The 18,948-nt window shown below is 64.5% G+C and carries 20 protein-coding genes; 9 read left to right on the top strand and 11 right to left on the bottom strand.

Annotation, left to right across the window (positions count from 1 at the left end; all coding sequences use genetic code 11):
• The first annotated feature begins 9 nt into the window (after window positions 1-9).
• On the top strand, window positions 10-606 hold the full coding sequence (locus ACZYTC_RS02710; RefSeq protein WP_434957545.1) for a TetR/AcrR family transcriptional regulator: 597 nt from the start codon (window positions 10-12) through the stop codon (window positions 604-606).
• Window positions 607-618: 12 nt separating this feature from the next.
• Here ACZYTC_RS02710 and ACZYTC_RS02705 read toward each other — a convergent pair whose 3' ends face one another.
• Window positions 619-1,578, bottom strand: coding sequence for a GlxA family transcriptional regulator (locus tag ACZYTC_RS02705; protein WP_434957546.1), 960 nt, complete (start codon window positions 1,576-1,578; stop codon window positions 619-621).
• 104 nt (window positions 1,579-1,682) lie between these two features.
• Here ACZYTC_RS02705 and ACZYTC_RS02700 point away from each other — a divergent pair, with 104 nt between their 5' ends.
• Window positions 1,683-2,231, top strand: coding sequence for a cysteine hydrolase family protein (locus tag ACZYTC_RS02700; RefSeq protein WP_488988841.1), 549 nt, complete (start codon window positions 1,683-1,685; stop codon window positions 2,229-2,231).
• 236 nt (window positions 2,232-2,467) lie between these two features.
• On the opposite strand, the gene dhaK is transcribed toward ACZYTC_RS02700, so the two are convergent.
• The 6 genes from dhaK to dhaL form a co-directional block, all read right to left on the bottom strand.
• Window positions 2,468-3,457: a dihydroxyacetone kinase subunit DhaK gene (gene dhaK, locus ACZYTC_RS02695; RefSeq protein ID WP_488988840.1), complete on the bottom strand. Its 990-nt coding sequence runs from the start codon at window positions 3,455-3,457 to the stop codon at window positions 2,468-2,470.
• A gap of 61 nt (window positions 3,458-3,518) precedes the next feature.
• On the bottom strand, window positions 3,519-3,998 hold the full coding sequence (locus tag ACZYTC_RS02690) for a hypothetical protein (protein ID WP_441770442.1): 480 nt from the start codon (window positions 3,996-3,998) through the stop codon (window positions 3,519-3,521).
• Window positions 3,991-5,580, bottom strand: coding sequence for a putative PEP-binding protein (locus tag ACZYTC_RS02685; protein WP_434957550.1), 1,590 nt, complete (start codon window positions 5,578-5,580; stop codon window positions 3,991-3,993). The genes ACZYTC_RS02690 and ACZYTC_RS02685 overlap by 8 nt, the downstream gene beginning before the upstream one ends.
• Window positions 5,581-5,616: 36 nt before the next feature.
• Window positions 5,617-5,907, bottom strand: coding sequence for an HPr family phosphocarrier protein (locus ACZYTC_RS02680; protein WP_434957551.1), 291 nt, complete (start codon window positions 5,905-5,907; stop codon window positions 5,617-5,619).
• Between the two features lie 7 nt (window positions 5,908-5,914).
• Window positions 5,915-6,298: a dihydroxyacetone kinase phosphoryl donor subunit DhaM gene (dhaM, locus tag ACZYTC_RS02675; RefSeq protein ID WP_434957552.1), complete on the bottom strand. Its 384-nt coding sequence runs from the start codon at window positions 6,296-6,298 to the stop codon at window positions 5,915-5,917.
• Entirely contained in the window at window positions 6,295-6,906 is a 612-nt protein-coding gene (gene dhaL / locus ACZYTC_RS02670; protein WP_488988839.1) for a dihydroxyacetone kinase subunit DhaL, read from the bottom strand. The genes dhaM and dhaL overlap by 4 nt, the downstream gene beginning before the upstream one ends.
• A gap of 471 nt (window positions 6,907-7,377) precedes the next feature.
• Between dhaL and ACZYTC_RS02665 the strand changes: the two genes are divergently transcribed.
• The 5 genes from ACZYTC_RS02665 to ACZYTC_RS02645 all read left to right on the top strand — a co-directional run bounded on the left by ACZYTC_RS02665 (window position 7,378) and on the right by ACZYTC_RS02645 (window position 12,043).
• Window positions 7,378-8,133 (top strand): ABC transporter ATP-binding protein, encoded by a 756-nt coding sequence (locus tag ACZYTC_RS02665; protein WP_434957554.1) that lies wholly within the window; start codon window positions 7,378-7,380, stop codon window positions 8,131-8,133.
• A complete protein-coding gene (locus tag ACZYTC_RS02660; RefSeq protein ID WP_434957555.1) occupies window positions 8,126-8,848 on the top strand; it encodes an ABC transporter ATP-binding protein in 723 nt (240 codons plus the stop codon). Before ACZYTC_RS02665 ends, ACZYTC_RS02660 begins: the two co-directional genes overlap by 8 nt.
• 31 nt (window positions 8,849-8,879) lie before the next feature.
• Complete coding sequence (locus tag ACZYTC_RS02655; RefSeq protein WP_434957556.1) at window positions 8,880-10,097, top strand: ABC transporter substrate-binding protein; 1,218 nt, start codon at window positions 8,880-8,882, stop codon at window positions 10,095-10,097.
• Window positions 10,098-10,190: 93 nt separating this feature from the next.
• On the top strand, window positions 10,191-11,078 hold the full coding sequence (locus ACZYTC_RS02650; protein ID WP_441770440.1) for a branched-chain amino acid ABC transporter permease: 888 nt from the start codon (window positions 10,191-10,193) through the stop codon (window positions 11,076-11,078).
• Window positions 11,078-12,043 carry a branched-chain amino acid ABC transporter permease gene (locus ACZYTC_RS02645; protein WP_454816815.1) on the top strand — a complete coding sequence of 322 codons (966 nt, stop codon included), beginning with the start codon at window positions 11,078-11,080 and terminating at the stop codon, window positions 12,041-12,043. The genes ACZYTC_RS02650 and ACZYTC_RS02645 overlap by 1 nt, the downstream gene beginning before the upstream one ends.
• An 18-nt stretch (window positions 12,044-12,061) precedes the next feature.
• On the opposite strand, the gene ACZYTC_RS02640 is transcribed toward ACZYTC_RS02645, so the two are convergent.
• Window positions 12,062-13,261, bottom strand: coding sequence for an MFS transporter (locus tag ACZYTC_RS02640; RefSeq protein ID WP_488988838.1), 1,200 nt, complete (start codon window positions 13,259-13,261; stop codon window positions 12,062-12,064).
• Between the two features lie 123 nt (window positions 13,262-13,384).
• On the opposite strand from ACZYTC_RS02640, the gene ACZYTC_RS02635 reads away from it, so the two are divergent.
• Window positions 13,385-13,987 carry a TetR/AcrR family transcriptional regulator gene (locus ACZYTC_RS02635; protein WP_434957559.1) on the top strand — a complete coding sequence of 201 codons (603 nt, stop codon included), beginning with the start codon at window positions 13,385-13,387 and terminating at the stop codon, window positions 13,985-13,987.
• Between the two features lie 12 nt (window positions 13,988-13,999).
• Here the strand turns inward: ACZYTC_RS02635 and ACZYTC_RS02630 are convergent, their stop codons facing one another.
• Window positions 14,000-15,172: a Gfo/Idh/MocA family protein gene (locus ACZYTC_RS02630; RefSeq protein ID WP_434957560.1), complete on the bottom strand. Its 1,173-nt coding sequence runs from the start codon at window positions 15,170-15,172 to the stop codon at window positions 14,000-14,002.
• A gap of 15 nt (window positions 15,173-15,187) precedes the next feature.
• Window positions 15,188-16,249, bottom strand: coding sequence for a sugar phosphate isomerase/epimerase family protein (locus tag ACZYTC_RS02625; protein WP_488988837.1), 1,062 nt, complete (start codon window positions 16,247-16,249; stop codon window positions 15,188-15,190).
• Between the two features lie 282 nt (window positions 16,250-16,531).
• Between ACZYTC_RS02625 and glpD the strand changes: the two genes are divergently transcribed.
• Window positions 16,532-18,061: a glycerol-3-phosphate dehydrogenase gene (glpD, locus tag ACZYTC_RS02620; RefSeq protein ID WP_434957562.1), complete on the top strand. Its 1,530-nt coding sequence runs from the start codon at window positions 16,532-16,534 to the stop codon at window positions 18,059-18,061.
• A gap of 93 nt (window positions 18,062-18,154) precedes the next feature.
• Here glpD and ACZYTC_RS02615 read toward each other — a convergent pair whose 3' ends face one another.
• Window positions 18,155-18,943 (bottom strand): L,D-transpeptidase, encoded by a 789-nt coding sequence (locus ACZYTC_RS02615; RefSeq protein WP_434957563.1) that lies wholly within the window; start codon window positions 18,941-18,943, stop codon window positions 18,155-18,157.
• Window positions 18,944-18,948 lie beyond the last annotated feature (5 nt).

The raw sequence follows: 18,948 nt of genomic DNA, 5'->3' as shown, positions 1-18,948 counted from the left end.
AAGAGGCAAATGACCGGATCTGCAAACGTCGCTTCGCCGCCGCAGCCACGCGCGGCAGATCGCATCCTCAAGACCGCCCGCGAGCTCTTCTACAAGGAGGGAATCCGGGCTGTCGGCGTCGACACCATCGCCTCGGAAGCTGGCGTGACCAAACCCACGCTCTATCGCTGTTTCAACTCGAAGGACGAATTGGCCGCCGCCTATGTCCGGGTCTACGATGCCGAGTTCTGGGCCCGCTTCGAGGGTGCAGGCGTCGGCTTCGAGAACGACCCGCGCACCCATCTGCGCAACTACCTGACAGGCCTTGGCGAAAGGGCGACCCTGGCGGGCTATCGCGGCTGCGGGCTGAGCAATGCCGCGGTGGAATATCCGGAAGAGGACAATCCCGCCCGCATGGTCGCCGAGGGCGGCAAGGTATTGCTGCGCGAGCGCCTGGAAGGCATGGCCGAGCGCATGGGCGCAAGGAAGCCGGGCTTGCTTGCAGACGGGCTGCTGCTGCTGATCGAAGGCGCTTTCATCAGCGGCCAGATCTTTCACGAAGGCGGACCGGCCAGCTCCGTCGCCGTGATCGCCGACATGCTGATCGATGCAAGCCTGAAGGAATAGCGTCAAAAACGCTCACGCCGCCCCGAAGCGGCGGCGATAATCGCCCGGGGTGAGCCCCATCGTCCGCACGAAGATCTTGCGGAAGGAGACCGGGTCGCCATAGCCGACATTCCAGGCGATGCGATCGAAGGAAAGCCGCGTCGTCTCCAGCATGTCGCGGGCCTTGGCAACGCGAAGCTGCTGGCAGTATTCGACAGGCCTCAGACCCGTGGCCTTGCCGAAGCGGCGCAGGAACGTCCGTCTCTCCAGCCCTGCCTTGGTTGCCATAGCCGATACGTCGATCTCACCGGCATAGGCCTGCTGGAGCCAGTGCTGAACCACGAGAATGGGTTCGTCGCCATGATTGAGCCGGGGCGAGAACACACTGTAATGGCGCTGTTCGCGCCCCAGGGGATCCACCAGCATGGCACGCCCGGTCTCCACCATGACGCTGGTGCCGAGCAGCCTTTCCACCAGCTTCAGGCCGAGATCGGTCCAGGACATCAGCCCCGCTGCGGTAACGATATCGCCATCATCGATCACGATCTTGGCCGAATCCACCCGGACCTTGCCGAAACGCTCGGCGAGAAGCTCGGCATAGCTCCAATGGGTGGTCGCCTGACGCCCGTCCAGCAAGCCGGTTTCAGCGAGCAGGAAAGCACCGACGCAGACCGAGGCCAGCACGCTGCCGCGGCCATGGCAGCGACGAAGGAAGTCGGCCAGATCAGCGGTCCAGGCCTCGCTCGGCGGCTTTGCCAAGCTCGGCGGCAGAATGATCATGCTCGGGATTGCGCTGTCGTCGCCGTCACGATTGCGGACCTGGCCGCTGTCGTCACACTCCCAGCGGCTCACCCGCAGCAGCGGACCACTGCCTTCCCTGCGCTCCCTGGCGATCCTGTCGGCGATGGCGAAGAGATCGGCCAGACCATAGAGCGCTGCCAGCTGTACGTCGGGATAGGCCAACAGGCCGATCTCGGAGGGAGGCATGGTCATTTGTCACTTTCGCCCTGATTTTTGTCACATGTGCCAATCGGCATTCTGCCCGGGGCGTCCTATTTCAGCAATCACAACGTCTGTTGAAACTGGAGAAATACCCCATGTCCAAGCGTGCCTTGATCCTCGTTGATATTCAGAACGACTATTTCCCGGGCGGCAAATGGACCCTGTCCGGCATCGAGGCAGCCGCCGCCAACGCCGCGCGCCTGCTGGAGGCGGCCCGGGCGAAGGATGAAGTCGTGGTGCATGTGCGCCATGAAGCAGCCAAGCCGGATGCTCCCTTCTTCGTGGCCGGTACGCCGGGCGCCGAGATCAACCCGGGCGTAGCCAACCGCGCTGGCGAGCAGGTCGTCGTCAAGAACTTCCCCAATTCCTTCAGGGATACCGGCCTCAAGAAACTGCTCGACGATGCCGGCGTCACCGACGTCCTGATCGCCGGCGCAATGAGCCATATGTGCATCGAGGCGACGACCCGGGCAGCGGCCGATTTCGGCTATGCGGTCACCGTCGCCCATGACGCCGCGGCCACGCGGGACCTGGAATTCGGCGGCGTCACCGTGCCGGCTGCGCAGGTCCATGCCGCCGCCATGGCATCGCTCGCCTTCGGCTATGCCGAGCTCGTCTCGACCGACGAACTGCTGGCGGGGTAAGGGGGAGTAGAAAGAGGCGCGGCTTACCTTCTCCCCTTGCGGGACCTGGCACTTCCTTTGGAAGTGCCTTGGGTGGCATTGCGGTGCAATGACGGATGAGGGGTGTCGGCGAACGTTTGGATGGGGCATGTTTCACCCCTCATGCGCCCCTTCGGGGCACCTTCTCCCCCTGCGGGAGAAGGGCCTCGCGCTTCATTCGTCTCGGTCAGAACCGACGAATGCCGTAGTTTCGCCCCTCACACCCCCCAGCGCAGGGCTGGCGTATGCACCGGCGCATCCCACAGCGCCTTGGCCTGGTCGTCCAGCACCGACGCTGTCAGCGAGCAGCCGGCCATGTCGAGCGAAGTGACATAGGAGCCCGTCAGAGAGCGGGCTACCTTGATGCCCTTGGCGTCAAGCCATTTACGCGCCCGATCCTGCATCAGATAGAGCTCCATCAACGGCGTACCGCCGAAGCCGTTGACAAAGAGCAGGATTTCGGTGGCAGAGGTCAGCGACAGGTCGCCCACGATGGCGCCCAGCATCTCGTCGACGATGGCATCGGCAGAAGCCAGCTTGACGCGGCGCCGGCCGGGCTCGCCATGGATGCCGACACCCATCTCCATCTCGTCCTCGCCGAGGTTGAAGGTCGGCTTGCCGGCCGCCGGCACCGTGCAGGAGGTGAGCGCCACACCCATCGAGCGCGTATGGCTGTTGACGCGCGCGCCCAGCGCCTTGAGGCTGGCGAGGTCGTCGCCGCGCTCGGCCGCGGCGCCAAGCATCTTCTCGACGATCAGCGTGCCGGCGACACCGCGCCGGCCGGTGGTCCAGGTCGAGTTCTCCACGGCGACGTCGTCGTCGAGGATCAGGCTTTCGACAGGGCCCGACGCCATCTCCGCCGCCATGGCGAAGTTCATCACGTCGCCCTCGTAGTTCTTGACGATATAGAGCGTGCCGGCGCCGCCATCGACGGCTTCGGCCGCCGCCATCATCTGGTCGGGCGTGGGCGAGGTGAAGACCTGGCCGGGGCAGGCTGCGTCGAGCATGCCGAAGCCGACGAAGCCGGCATGCAGCGGCTCATGACCGGAACCACCGCCCGAAATCAGGGCCACCTTGCCCGGCTTGACCTGGCGGCGGCGCACAAATTTTCGCTCTTCGCCCAGGGTGACGAGATCGGCGTGAGCCGCCGCGAATCCGTCCAGGCTCTGCGCCAGCACGTCGTCGACTGCGTTGATGAGCTTTTTCATTCCATGGGCCTCCCTTTGTTCTTGGTTAGGACGTGTCGCAGCAGGAACCGATCTCCGGCTGTCAATTCTGAACCTGGCTGTCTCCAGATTCATCGGATGCCGGTTCCTCCTCCCCCTTGCTCTTGCGATCGAGTGCACGCGTGTAGTGGACCAGGCTTGTGACGAAATCGAGAATGGCCTTATCCATCGCCTGATTGCGCCTGACATCGCCGAGATCCGGCAGGGTCAGCGTCAGGCTACGCCCTTGTGCCGGCCTGCCCTGAGCCTGCGTCCGCCCTGGATGGGCGGCCTGATAGGCCTTGAGGAATTCCGCCTTCTCGGCCGGCGCGAGGTGGCAGACTTCGAAAATGACGTCGAGGTGCTGGGCCGGGATCGGAATGGGGTAGCCGGGATTGGTGATCTGCGAAATGAAGGATCTGTTGGTGCCGAGCGCGGCAGCCAGTTTCAGCCTCGTGCCCGAGGGACGATTGTCCAGCGCGCGCCGCAGCAGAGCCTTGTAGGCGGCTATCGAGCGCGTGCTGGCATCGCGGGCGTCAGACATGCTTGAGATCCGCAATCGCCGCCTTGACGGCTCCCACCAGAGCAGGCGGCACGGACAGGCAGGTCAGGCCGACGCCGAGCAGTTTCGGCACCAGGCGCACCTCGCCGGCGGCATCGCCACAGATCGAGACCGGAACCTTGCGGGCCTTGCCGGCCCCAACCGCGCGGGCCATCAATTCCAGCACGGCCGGATCGCCGGCATCGTTGAGGCCGGCGACATCGGCAATGTCGCGGGCTGCGGCCATGGTGTATTGCGTGAGATCGTTGGAGCCGATCGAATAGAAATCCGCCGGGAAACGCAGCGCCCCGAGGGCGGCAGCGGGAACCTCGACCATGATGCCGAGCGGCGGCCGGCGGCAGGGCGTGCCTTCGGCGATGAGGGAAGCCACCACCTCGTCGAGCAGGGCGGAGGCCTCGGCCAGTTCTCCCGGCACCGTCACCATCGGCAGCATGATGCGGATCTCGTGATGCAGGCTGGCCCGCGCCAAGGCCCTGAGCTGGACGCGGAAAGTTTCCGGACGAGCCAGCGATAGCCGCAATCCACGCAGACCCAGGAAAGGATTGGACTCGCCATCGCTGGTGACCCCGGCGATCGGCTTGTCGCCACCGGCGTCGAGGGTGCGTATCGTCACCGGCCGCCCGGCCGCCCAGGCGGCGATGGCGACATAGGCGGCATATTGGGCTTCCTCGTCCGGCAGGGGGCGGCCAGGCTCGAACAGGAACTCGGTGCGCACCAGGCCGATGCCATCGCAAATCTGAGGCGAAATGCCCTTGAGATCATCCGGCGAGGCGACGTTGATCATGATGTCGACGCGAGTGCCATTGGGAAGAAACACCGGCTCGCTTTTCATTGTCTCCGCCCGGGCATCGGCTTCGTGCCGGCGCGCGAGGGCCGGGCCGAAATCGGCGAGCGAGGCACTGTCGGGATCGAAGGTCACCGTTCCCGCCGCCCCGTCGACGATGGCCTGGCTTGCCTCCCCGAGCACGCCTAGCCCGGTCACCATCGGCACGCGGCGGCTGCGCGCGAGCATGGCGACATGGGAGGATGGCGAACCGGCACCCAGGGCGATCGCGCCGCCCTTGCTCCAGTCGACCGACAGGAACAGGGATGGCGGCAGGTCCTCGCCCACCAGGACCGAACCGGGCGGCACCTTCTCGCTTTCGGCTGCTCCGGTGAGATGGGCGAGCACGCGGTCGCGGATATCGGCGAGGTCGGTGCCACGCGCGCGAAAATAGGCATCCTCGCTGCGTTCGTAATCGGCAATTTCCGCGTCGAGGGCCGAACGCCAGGCGTGGACGGGCCCCACCCCGGCTGCGATCGCATCGAAGGCGCCCTCCGACAGGGCCTCGTCCTCAAGCATGGCGATCTGGAAGCCGATGATGTCGGCTCCTTCTTCATCGACGGCCTCGACCAGGGACACCAGATCGACCAGCGCCGCATCGATGGCGGTCCGCAAGGCGGCGTCGCCATCTTCCTGCACTGGTGCTTTCGCGGTCCGTGGCCTCGGCTTGCCGATCATGAAGACGGGTCCGGAGGCAAGCCCAGGCGATGCAGGACGTCCCGCCATCCGCCGTTCAGTCATGACACCCTCCTTGGCAGCCCCCCGGATGCAGCATCGTCACTCTTCTCCGAACTTGTCCTCGATCAGTCCCAGAATAGCCGATAGCGCTGTCTCGGCATCCGGTCCGTTCGCTGCAAAATGCAGCACCGTGCCCTTGGGCGCCTTCACCCGCATCACCTTGACCGGGCTCTTGGCATCGACCCAGGGTCCCGCTGCATCGGTGGCCAGCTCGATGCTCGACTGGAAGCTCTTGGCGAGCTGGGTCAGCTTCACGCTCGGCCTGGCATGCAGCCCGATCGCGTTGGTCAGCTCGGCCTTGCCCGTCAATGCTCCGTTGATATCCGGCATATCGATCCTATCCATAGAGATCTTCGGCGGCGGAGCGAACCGCCGCCAGGGAGGAATTTCCGGAGGCCTCCGTTGCGGCGATGACCGCCCCTTCCACCACCGGCGCATTGCAGATGACCACGAGGTCGCGCTTGTGCTCGTCGAGCATCTCGACGGCCATCTCGGCGTTGGTCTCGGCACCGCCGAGGTCGACGACGACGGCGACGCCTTCCTGCGACCAGACGCTGTCGATGGCGGCGATGATCTTGGCGACATCGGTACCGAGTCCGCCGCCGGGGTCGCCGCCCGTCCAGGCGACACGCACGCTATCGCCTACCATCTGCCTCACCATGTCGGCCGCGCCTTCGGCGACCTTGGGCGAGTGCGATACGATCACCAGGCTCACGGTCATGGCATCAGCCCTTGCTTGTTGAGTTCGTCCGCCACGGTGGCGATGAGCAACGAGGAAGATCGGGCGCCCGGATCCATATGGCCGACCGAGCGCTCGCCGAGGAAGGAAGCGCGCCCACGGATCGCCTGCATCGGCACCGTCTTGTCGGCGGCGGCGATGGCTTCCGCCTTGAGCGCGGCTGCGTCGGCACCGGCAGCCAAGGCCGCTTGCACCGGGACGAGGACATCGAGCAGCGTCTTCTGCCCGGCTTCGGAGCGGCCACGCGCCTTCACGCCCTCGACCGCCTTGGCGAAGGCGGCGACCAGCGCAGCTCGATCGGGCTCGGTGCCGACAGCCTTGCCAAATTCCATGAAGAAGGTACCGAAAAGCGGGCCGGACGCACCGCCAACCTTCATCACCATGGCCATGCCCGCCGCCTTGAGCAGGTCCGGCCAGGATTTTTCGGCAAGGCCCGGCAATTCGGCGGCAACGGCCTCGAAGCCCCGCTTGAGATTCAGGCCGTGATCACCATCGCCGATCGCCTGATCGAGCGCCGTGAGTTCTTCGGAATGTTGGAATATGGTTGCTGCAACCGCACGAATGAGCTGCTCTCTTGCTTGGCTGTCCATAGTCCGGCCTCCGCCCCGCAGTCTTATGATGGCCGGTCATTGCCGGCTCGTGGTTTGCTTATTTGTTTAGTTGATCATCGAACCCTAAACATTGCAAGCGAAACTATCGCCTTGCGGCACCGGACTGAGGAACTCCTGCGGGCCACCCTGTACTGAACATTCCCGCGACGGCTGCGCGGTGCGTCCTCGACCACTCCCGCGCGAGCGTATCCCCTTCTGCCGTCACATTCCTGTATCCCCAGCCACCTAAGCAGGTGCCTATCTTAACGTCAGTATTGGTGCCATATCGCCATTGACGAAGCTTGCCCGGATGGCCAAGACTAGCGCCAAGCAAGATTTAGAAGCGCTAAGCAGATTCCTCCTGCTCGAGCAGGAGGAATCTGCAGAATATCAAACGCTTGCAAAGTTTCCCGATATTACCCATTCGTGGGCAATATCGGGAAACTTTGCTTAGGGGAAACGCTCCGCTTGATGGCAAAAGATACAGTCCTGAAAGCCGAAGGCCTGACCAAGGACTTCAGGGGATTCCGGGCAGTCGACGGTGTCGATCTCTCGGTCATGCGCGGAACGGTCCATGCTCTCATCGGTCCGAACGGCGCCGGCAAGACGACCTGTTTCAATCTCTTGACCAAGTTCCTGTCCCCGTCGGCCGGACGCATTACCTATAAGGGCCAGGACATTACCGGCATGAAGCCGGCCGCCGTAGCCCGGCTCGGCCTGGTCCGCTCCTTCCAGATCTCGGCTGTGTTCGGCGAGATGAGCGTGAGCGACAATATCCGCATCGCCCTGCAGCGCCGGCGCGGGCATTCCTATGATTTCTGGCGCTCGCAGCGTGTCCTCGCCGATATGAACCAGGAGGCGGCCGAACTCGCCGAGAGCGTCGGCCTGTCGTCCTTCCTGGCTACGCCGGCCAAGGAACTCTCCTACGGCCGCAAGCGCGCCCTGGAACTCGCAACGACCCTGGCGCTCGATCCGGAAATGCTGCTGCTCGACGAACCGATGGCCGGCATGGGCCATGAGGATGTCGAGCGCACCACCGAGCTCATCCGCAAGATCGCGGCAAGCCGCACCATCCTGATGGTCGAGCACAATCTCTCGGTGGTCGCCACCCTGTCCAATACCATCACGGTGCTGGCGCGCGGCAAGGTGCTGGCGCAGGGCGACTACAAATCCGTCTCCGGCGATCCGCGGGTGGTCGAGGCCTATATCGGGAGTGGCCATGCCTGATTCGGCGAACATCCCTGCCCCCCTGCTCCGGGTACGCGGCCTCGAGGCCTGGTATGGCGAGTCCCATGTGCTGCACGGCATCGATTTCGACGTTAACCCCGGCGAGGTGGTGACGCTGCTCGGTCGCAACGGCGCCGGCAAGACCACCACGATGAAATCGATCATCGGCGTTATGGCCAAGCGAAAGGGCTCGATCCATTTCGGCGGGCAGGAAACCATTGGCCTCGGCTCTCGCCATATCGCCCGTATGGGCATCGGCTATTGCCCGGAAGAGCGCGGCATCTTCGCCAGCCTCTCGGTGAAGGAAAATCTCGAACTGCCGCCGGTGGTGAAGCCCGGCGGCCTGACGGTGGACGAGATCTTCACCCTGTTCCCCAACCTCAAGCAGCGCCTCGCCAGCCAGGGCACCAAGCTCTCGGGCGGCGAGCAGCAGATGCTGGCCATCGGCCGCATCCTGCGCACCGGCGCCAATCTCCTGCTGCTCGACGAGCCGACCGAGGGCCTCGCACCGGTGATCGTCGAGCAGATCGGGCACACCATCGCCAGCCTCAAGCAGCGCGGCTTCACCATCATCCTGGTCGAACAGAATTTCCGCTTCGCCTCGACCGTGGCGGATCGCCACTATGTCGTCGAGCAGGGCAAGGTGATCGACATGATCCCCAATGCCGAGCTGGAAGCCAGCAGCGACAAATTGCACGCCTATCTGGGCGTGTGACGCCAATCAAAAAGCTGAACGGGAGACGCTCATGATTTCAAAACGGACCCTGCTCGCAGCAGCAGCCCTCGCCACCATGTTCATGGGTTCGGCGCTCGGGCCGGCAAGCGCGGAGGACATCGCGGTCAAGCTCGGCATCCTCAACGATCGGTCCGGCGTCTATGCCGACCTCTCCGGCGAGGGCTCGGTGATCGCCGCCAAGATGGCGGTGGAGGACTTCAAGGCCGCCGAGAAGGGCCTTAAGGTCGAGATCGTCTCGGCCGATCACCAGAACAAGCCCGATATCGGCGCCGGCATTGCCCGCCAATGGTACGACCAGGATGGCGTCGACGCCATCTTCGACGTGCCGACCTCCTCGGTGGCACTCGCCGTCAGCCAGGTGACCAAGGAAAAGAACAAGATCTTCATCGACTCCGGCGCCGGCTCCACCGAGATCACCGGAAAGCAGTGTACGCCCAATACGCTTTTGTGGACCTACGACACCTATGCTCTGGCCAAGGGTACGGGCGGGGCCATGGTCAAGCAGGGCGGCGACAGCTGGTTCTTCATCACGGCCGACTATGCCTTCGGCAAGTCACTGGAGGAAAATGCCTCTGCCATCGTGAAGGCTGCGGGCGGCAAGGTGGTCGGCTCGATCAAGGCGCCCTTCCCGACCTCCGATTTCTCCTCCTTCCTGCTGCAGGCCCAGTCCTCCGGCGCCAAGGTGATCGGGCTCGCCAATGCCGGCGGTGACACCGTCAACGCCATCAAGCAGGCCGCCGAATTCGGCATCACCCAGGGCGGCCAGAGCCTGGCGGGCCTGTTGATCTTTATCTCCGACGTGCATGCGCTCGGCCTGCAGGCGGCCCAGGGCCTGGTGCTGACGGAAGCCTTCTACTGGGATCTCAACGACGGCACCCGCGCCTGGTCGAAGCGCTTTGCCGAACAGAGCGGCGGCAAGATGCCGACCATGGTGCATGCCGGCGTCTATGCCGGTGTCCTGCACTATCTCAAGGGCATCGAGGCCGCCAAGTCCAAGGACGCCGCGGCAGTGATGGCCAAGATGAAGGCAACGCCGACCGACGATCCCCTGTTCGGCAAGGGCGAAGTGCGCAAGGATGGCCGCGTGACCCACGACATGTATCTGTTCCAGGTCAAGAAGCCCGACGAATCCAAGGGGCCGTGGGACTACTACAAGCTGCTCGCCACCATTCCGGCGGCCGAGGCCTTCCAACCCATGGCCGAGGCCGGCTGTCCGCTGGTGAAGTAGTAATAGGGCCGTTCGGCGCATTGCGGATCATGCTATGCGCCTTTCGTTCCCTCTCGCCGATGACGAAGCAGACGACGGTGAAGGACCCATAAGGTGACGACGATATTCGGCATTCCCCTGCAGGGCATCATGGCCCAGCTCGCGCTGGGCCTGATCAATGGCTCCTTCTACGCATTGCTCAGCCTGGGCCTCGCCATCATCTTCGGCCTGCTCAACGTCATCAACTTCGCCCATGGCGCCCTTTACATGATGGGGGCCTTCGCGGCTTGGATGCTGTTCAACTATGCCGGCATCGGTTTCTGGCCGGCGCTCATCCTGGCGCCGCTCGGCGTCGGCCTGGTCGGCATCGCGATCGAACGGGTCTTCATCTCCAGGCTCTACCAGCTCGATCATCTCTACGGCCTGCTGCTCACCTTCGGCCTGGCGCTGATCATCCAGGGCCTGTTCCGCAACTACTACGGCGTTTCCGGCGTGCCCTACACCCTGCCGGCGGCCCTGACGGGGCCCGTCAATCTCGGCTTTATGGTGCTGCCGAAAAGCCGCGTCTTCGTGATCGCCTTCTCGCTGGCCATCTGCCTCGCGACCTGGCTGGTGATCGAGAAGACGCGCCTGGGCGCCTATCTGCGCGCCGCGACCGAGAATCCCAAGCTGGTCGAGGCCTTCGGCATCAACGTGCCCTTGCTGAGGATGCTGACCTACGGCTTCGGGGTCGGCCTCGCCGGACTTGCCGGTGTGCTGGCGGCGACCACCAGCAACGTCAATCCCAATATGGGCTCCGATCTCATCATCGTGGTCTTCGCGGTGGTGGTGATCGGCGGCATGGGCTCGATCCTCGGCTCGGTGGTGACGGGCTTCGGCCTTGGGCTGATCGAGGGCATCGTCAAGAATTTCTACCAGCAGGGATCGGCCACCGTAGTCTTCGTGGTGATGGTCATCGTGCTGCTCGTGCGGCCCGCCGGCCTGTTCGGGAGGGCCTCATGATGGCCTCCTCCAGCCAGCCGGCTGCCGCGACCCGCACAATGCCCCTGATCGGGGATCGCGGCGTCATGCTGCTCATCGTCGCACTGATCGCCGTCGCGCCCTTCGTCGCCTATCCGGTCTTCGTGATGAAGGTGCTGTGCTTCGGCCTGTTCGCCTGCGCCTTCAACCTTCTGCTCGGCTATGGCGGCCTGCTCTCCTTCGGCCACGCCGCCTTTTTCGGCATGGCGAGCTATGCCAGCGCCCATGCCGCCAAGGTCTGGGGCCTGACGCCGGAACTGGCGATCCTCAGCGGAGGTGCCGTGGCCGCCATCCTCGGCCTCGCGGTCGGCTCGCTCGCCATCCGGCGCCAGGGCATCTATTTCGCCATGATCACCCTGGCCCTGGCCCAGATGGTGTATTTCTTCGCCCTGCAGGCGCCCTTCACCGGCGGCGAGGACGGCATCCAGGCGGTACCACGCGGCAAGCTGTTCGGTCTCATCGACCTTTCCGACGACAAGGCCCTCTATGTCCTGGTTGCTGTGATCGTGCTCCTGGGCCTGTTCGCCATCCACCGCATCGTGCATTCGCCCTTCGGGCAGGTGATGAAGGCGATCCGCGACAACGAGCCCCGTGCCCTCTCGCTGGGCTATGACGCTGAGCGCTTCAAGCTGATGATGTTCACCCTGTCGGCTACCCTGGCCGGCATTGCCGGCGCCACCAAGGCGCTGGTGTTCCAGCTCGCCTCGCTGACGGACGTGCACTGGACGATGTCGGGCGAAGTCGTGCTGATGGCGCTGGTCGGCGGCACCGGCACGTTGTTCGGCCCGATGCTCGGCGCGCTGATCGTGGTGGCGATGGAAACCTATCTCGCCCCGCTCGGCTCCTGGGTGACGGTGGCCCAGGGCGCGGTCTTCGTCATCTGCGTGCTCGCCTTCCGCGACGGGCTCGCCGGCACTTTGGCCAAGCTGCTGCGCAAGGCCGGCTAGGCGGTATTGCCACCCTCCTCAATCGGGGCCGCGGTGCTCCAGCCGTTCCGTTGCGAAGGAGGCCAGTCCGGCGATGCCGAGAGCGGCACCGGTCGCGGCCGTAAACATCCAGCCGCCGGAGTGATAGGTCAGCGTACCCAGCACCGATCCCAGGGCCCCGCCGACGAACACCGTCGTCATATAGAGAGCATTGATGCGCCCCCGAACCGCTGGGGCGGTCGAGAAGATGGTGCGCTGGCTCACGATCTGGTTGGTCTGCACCGCCGCGTCGATCACCAGCGTCGCAACGATCAGCACCAGAAGAGACAGGATACGCTCGCCCAGAGCCGTGGCGAGAAAGGCCAGCGCCAGAGAGGCCATCGCGCCGTAGGTCGCCATGCGCCCATGCCCATGATCGGCAAGGCGCCCCGCCAGCGGCGCTGCCAGCGCTCCACCCGCCCCGGCGAGAGCGAAGAGACCGATCGCATAGTCGGACATGCCGAAACGTTCCGTCAGCATCAGGGGCGCGGCGGTCCAGAACAGGTTGAAGGCTGAGAACAACAGCATCTGGTAGAGGGCGCGGCGGCGGAGGATCGGCGTGTTCCGCACGAGGCCCGGCAGCGAGGCCAGCACGGCCCCGTAATGGCTCGTGCCGGACGGCTGATAGCGTGGCATCATGCGCCAGAGAACAACGCCGATGCCGATCATCAGCCCAGCGGAGACGAGGAAGACCGCCCGCCAATTCAGATAGGCCGCCACGAAAAGCGCGGCGGGCCTTGCCAGCATGATGCCGGTGATCAGACCGGCCATCACCAGGCCGACCGCGCGGCCACGCCGCTCGGGCGGAACGAAATGAGTGATGAAGGGCACCAGGATCTGGGCACCGGCCGAGAATATGCCGATGGCGAGCGATGCGAACAGGAAAGCCACGACACCTTGTGCGACAGCCGCGAGGAGCAGGCTGGCGGCAGCGCAAACGAGCGTCGCCAATGCCAGAACCTTGTTCTCGATGAGATCGGCCAGGGGGACCAGCAGGATGAGCCCCAGCCCATAACCGATCTGGGTGAGGCTGACGATGGCGCCAGCCAGATCAGGGCCGATACCGATCTCGGGTGCGATCTTGGCGACCAGCGGCTGGGCATAATAGAGATTGCCGACGATGGCCCCGGTTGCGACCGCCAGGGTCAGGACCAAGGCGGGAGCAGCCTGCCGAACGGCGGTGGGGGCAGTATTTTCCATCTGATGCATCGGGTTCACGGCAGGCGGTTTCACGGCGAGTACTCGCCGATTAATGAAACGATACGTATCGTTATGATTGAATAAAACGATACGTTTCGTTATGTCAAGATGGGGAGGCACCGCATGGAGACGACAACCACGCAGCCAAGGCGCCGCTCGATCGGCGCCCGTCGCAATCCGCACACCGAGACCGCCATCATCGAGGCCGCACGAGAGCTTCTCGCGGATCGAGGCTATGCCGGGTTTTCCATCGAGGAGGCCGCCCGGCGAGCCGGTGCCGGCAAGGCCACCGTCTATCGCTGGTGGCCGACCAAGGCCGACCTGTTCATGGCAGCCTATGGAGCCGAAAAGGCGCGGGCGATAAGCCTGCCGGACACGGGCAGCCTGGTCGAGGATCTCGTACAGCATACCGCCGATCTATGGCGCTTCTGGCGAACTCCCCCCGGCGGCGCCTTCAGGGCCCTGCTCGCCGAAGCGCAAGCGAGCGAAGCGGCGGGCTCGCGCCTGCGCAACGAGTTTCTGCCCGTGCTGTTCCGGCCAGCGCGCCGTCTCTTCGAGCGGGCAGCGGCGCGCGGCGAATTTCCTGCCCGATTGATCGATGAACGCATCGCATTGTGGGCAGGATTCAACTGGTACCATCTGCTGACCTGGCAGATCGACGCCGACGAGGCACTCCTGCGTCGGATCGAAACACTGGTCGCCTCCGGCGGAAATGGCGCCGGATAGGGTTCCGGCCGGTTACGGCTTCACCCAGACGCCACCCTTCTTGGAGGATTTCACAGCCGCCTCGATGAAGGCCATGCCGGCGATGCCGTCGTCGATGCCCGGGAAGAGCACGGCCGGATCGAGGGCTTCACCGCCGCGGGCGGCCCGGATGGCACGGGCGATCTCGGTATAGATGTTGGCAAAGCCTTCGAGATAGCCTTCGGGATGGCCCGGGGGCACGCGTGTCATCCGCGCCGCATCCTCGCCGGCTGCGGCCGAGCCCCGGGTGATGATACGGGTCGGCTCGCCGTGCGGGGTGAAATAGAGATAGTTCGGATTGTCCTGGCGCCAATGGAACCCCGCCTTCTCGCCATAGACGCGCAGCATCAGGCCATTCTCGTTACCCGGCGCCACCTGGCTTGCCCACAGCGCCCCGCGCGCGCCATTGGCATAGCGCAGCAGGATCTGCACATTGTCGTCGAGAGCGCGGCCAGGCACGAAGGAAGTCAGTTCGGCCAGCAATTCCGAAACCTCCAGGCCGCCGACAAACTGGGCCAGGTTGAAGGCATGGGTGCCGATATCGCCGATGGCGCCGCCGGCGCCGGAGCGCTTGGGATCAGTGCGCCAATCGGCCTGCTTCTGGCCGCTCTGCTCGATCGGCGTGGTCAACCAGTCCTGCGGGTATTCGACCTGGATCAGGCGGATAGGCCCCAATTGCCCCGACTTCACCATCTCACGCGCCGCGCGGATAAGAGGATAGCCGGTGTAATTATGCGTCACCGCGAAGATCACGCCCTTGTCGGCGGCGAGCTTCTTCAGGCGCAGGGCGTCCTTCAACGTGGTGGTCACCGGCTTGTCGCAGATGACATGGATGCCCGCCTTGATGAAGGCTTCCGCCGCCGGGGCGTGCATATGGTTGGGCGTGACGATGGAGACAGCCTCGATGCCGTCCTTGCGGCGCTTTTCCTTGCGCGCCATTGTCTCGAAATCGGGATAGATCCGGTCCGCAGCGAGCCCGAGCGCCTCGCCGGAACGCTGGGCCTTCTCCGGCGTGGACGACAGGGCGCCCGCCACCAGCACGTAATCATCGTCCATGCGGGCGGCGAGGCGATGCACGGCGCCGATGAAGGCACCCTCCCCGCCACCGACCATGCCATAGCGCACGCGCCCGCCTGCCTTGCTGTCCGAACGGCCCTCGATCGCCATCGTATTTCCCTCTGCTTATCGGTTGAGGCCGAGTATGCGCCGGACCGCCTTGCGATCGGTGCCACCGCCGGCGAAATCGTCGAAGGCCTTCTCAGTCACGCGGATGATATGGGCGGCGATGAAGGGCGCCCCTTCCGCCGCACCGTCTTCGGGATGCTTGAGACAGCATTCCCATTCGAGCACGGCCCAGGAGGCATAATCATATTGCGCGAGTTTGGAGAAGACACCGGTGAAGTCGACCTGCCCGTCGCCCAGCGAGCGGAAGCGTCCTGCCCTCTCCGTCCAGGAGGCATAACCCGAATAGACGCCCTGGCGACCCGTCGGGTTGAACTCGGCATCCTTGGCGTGAAAGGCCTTGATGCGCTCGTGATAGATATCGATGAAGGCGAGATAGTCGAGCTGCTGCAGCACGAAATGCGACGGGTCATAGTTGATGTTGGCGCGCTTGTGCCCTTTCAGGCGGTCGACGAAACGCTCGAAGGTCGCGCCGTCGAACAGGTCCTCGCCGGGATGCAGCTCATAGCAGACGTCGACCCCTACGGCGTCATAGGCATCGAGGATGGGTTTCCAGCGCTTGGCCAGTTCGCCGAACGCCTCGTCGATGAGGCCGGCCGGCCGTTGCGGCCAGGGATAGGCGAAAGGCCAGGCCAAGGCACCGGAGAAGGTGACGCTGGCATCGAGGCCGAGATGGCGGGAGGCGGTTGCGGCAGCCTTCAATTGCTCCACGGCCCAGGCCTGCCGCTCTTTCGGTTTGCCGCGCACCTCCGGCGGCGCAAAGCCGTCGAAGGCCTCGTTATAGGCCGGATGTACGGCAACCAGCTGGCCCTGCAGATGGGTCGACAATTCGGTGATGGCAAGGCCATGCTTGGCAACCACGCCGGCGACCTCATCGCAATAGGCCTTCGATTCCGCCGCCTTCTTCAGATCGAACAGACGGCTGTCCCAACTCGGGATCTGTACGCCCTTATAACCCAGCGAGGCAGCCCATTTGCAGATGGAATCGAGGGAGTTGAAGGGCGCGGCGTCGCCCGCGAACTGGGCGAGAAAGATCGCCGGTCCCTTGATCGTGGCCGCCATGACTGCGTCTCCTGCGGTGATGCCTTTGGGCCGGAGAGTCCGGAGCGACTACGGATGCCGCCTCACTCTTTCGGCTTGGGACCATTTGTCTGACTTGTCCCTCGGCTTGCCTCACCATGGCAAATCCTTTTGGACTGCGCAACGGCGATTTGATGTACGTACCCCAGGAAGCAGTGATGGCTTGCCTTGCCCTTCGGGGCAGCGCAGGTTGTAGCCCACCGAGCCCCTTGGTTCGCATCACCGGGAGGACGGGAGCGGCGGCACTCGACAGGAGGCGCGAAGGTGGAAGGCGCATTCGATCTGGCCATCATCGGCGGCGGCATCAATGGCTGCGGCATTGCCCGTGATGCGGCGGGACGCGGGCTCAAGGTTTTTCTGTGCGAGCAGGACGATTTTGCCTCAGGCACCTCCTCCAAGGCCACCAAACTGATCCATGGCGGCTTGCGCTATCTGGAATATTACGAGTTCCGGCTGGTGCGCGAAGCACTGATGGAGCGTGAGGTGCTCTGGCGGATTGCCCCGCACATCATCTGGCCGCTGCGTTTCGTGCTGCCCTATCACCAGGGCTTACGCCCAGCCTGGATGCTCAGAGTGGGCCTGTTCCTCTATGACCATCTGGGCGGCCGCAAATTGCTGCCGCCCACGCGCACGCTCGATCTCACCCGCGACGTGACGGGCGGACCGCTCAAGCCGGGCGCGCAGGAAAAGGGTTTCGAATATTCGGACTGCTGGGTCGAGGATGCCCGCATGGTCGTCCTGAACGCGCGGGACGCCGCCGATCGCGGCGCCGTCATCTTGCCGCGCACCCGTGCCGTCTCGGCCCTGCGTGGCCCCGACGGCTGGACTCTCATCGTAGAGGATACGCTCACCGGCTCGCGCCAGACGGTGATCACCAGAGCGCTCGTCAACGCCGCTGGTCCATGGGTCGCCGATGTACTGGAAAACAAGCTCGGCCTTGCCAGCAAGGCCCATGTGCGCATGGTCCAGGGATCGCACATCGTCGTGCCCCGCCTTTACGACCATGACCGCTGCTACATCTTCCAGAATGCCGACAACCGCATCATCTTCGCCATCCCCTATGAGCGCGACTTCACACTGATCGGCACGACGGACCGCGATTATCACGCCGATCCCGCCACCGTGAAAGCGAGCGAGGAAGAAATCGACTATCTCTGCCGAGCCGCCAGCGAATATTTCACGCAAGCCGTCACGCCGCAGGACGTGGTGTGGACCTATTCAGGCGTGCGACCGCTCTATGACGACGGCGCCAGCGCGGCCCAGGCCGCCACGCGCGATTACGTGCTGGTGCTCGACGATGAGGCCGGCGCGCCGCTGCTGTCGATCTTCGGCGGCAAGATCACCACCTATCGCCGCCTCGCCGAGCATGCGCTGGAGAAACTGGAGAGATACACGGCCCCCGCCGCCAATGCCAAACGCGGCTGGTCGGCCACCGCGGCACTGCCGGGCGGCGACATTCCCGTGCTCGGTTTCGACGCCTATGTCGCGGACCTGAAGTCGCGCTTCACCTGGCTCGATGCGGACCATGCCCGGCGTCTCGCCCGTGCCTATGGCACCAAGGCGGAACAGCTGCTCGGCCAGGCCCGCTCCTACGCAGATCTCGGCCGCGACTTCGGCGGCACGCTGACGGAGGCCGAGGTCGACTATCTCATGCAGCACGAATGGGCCCAGCGCGCGGAAGACGTGCTCTGGCGCCGCTCTAAACTCGGCCTGCGCATGACGGCCGAGCAGGCTGAAGCACTCGATCTCTACATGCGGGAGCAGGCGCGAGGGCGTGCGCAAGCGACGTCCTGAGGATGCGGCCACATCATCCATCTCGCCAAAAGCAAAGGCCGGGCATCGACCCGGCCTCGCGTGAACGCCGCAAATCGGCGGATTTTATCTGCCTCAGGCTTCCGACATGCCCGGACCGAGGACGACCACGCGGCCACCGAGGGGCGCGCGCTTGTAAAGGTCGATCGCGTCCTGGACGATCATGCGGATGCAGCCCGAAGAGGCATTGTGGCCAATGCTGTAAGGCTCGTTGGTGCCGTGGATACGATAGAGCGTATCCTTGTTATCCTGCCACAGATACAGCGCGCGGCCGGTGATCGGATTACGCGGCCCGCCGCGCACGCCCACACCACTCTGCAATTGCGCCAGGCTGCCCCTCAGGTCGGGCCGACGGGCGATCATTTCCTTGGGCGGATACCAATCGGGCCATTCGCGCTTGTAGCGGATTTCTGCCGAGCCCGACCAGCCGAAGCCCTGCTTGCCGACGCCGACGCCGTAGCGCATGGCCCGTCCGCCACCCATGACGTAGTAGAGATAATGCGCCCTGGGATCGACAACGATGGTGCCGGCTGGCTCGCTGGTCGGATAATCGACCTCGGCTCGCAGGAATTGGGGACCGATACGCTTCGTATCCACGGCCGACACGACGAATTTACCGTCAGTCGTCTGACCGTAGATCGCCTTGTAGTCATAGGTCCCCTCGGGGGTGAGGGGCTGTTCGGGCTGCGTGATCTCATCGATCGGCCGGCCATCAACCGGCACCGCCGGCAGCGTTGCCGGATCGGCCGAAGCTACGACCACCGGCTTGATTGCGGCTGAATCGGTCACGCAACTGGCCAGGCTTAGGCCCAGTCCAGTCAGCGAAGCGCCCATGAGAAAGGCGCGGCGGGAGAGAGACGACATTACAC

The sequence above is a fragment of the Labrys sp. F242 genome (genome assembly GCF_057813875.1).
The sequence above is the reverse complement of the archived record's forward strand: the minus strand, read 5'-3'. Positions and strand labels throughout refer to the sequence as shown.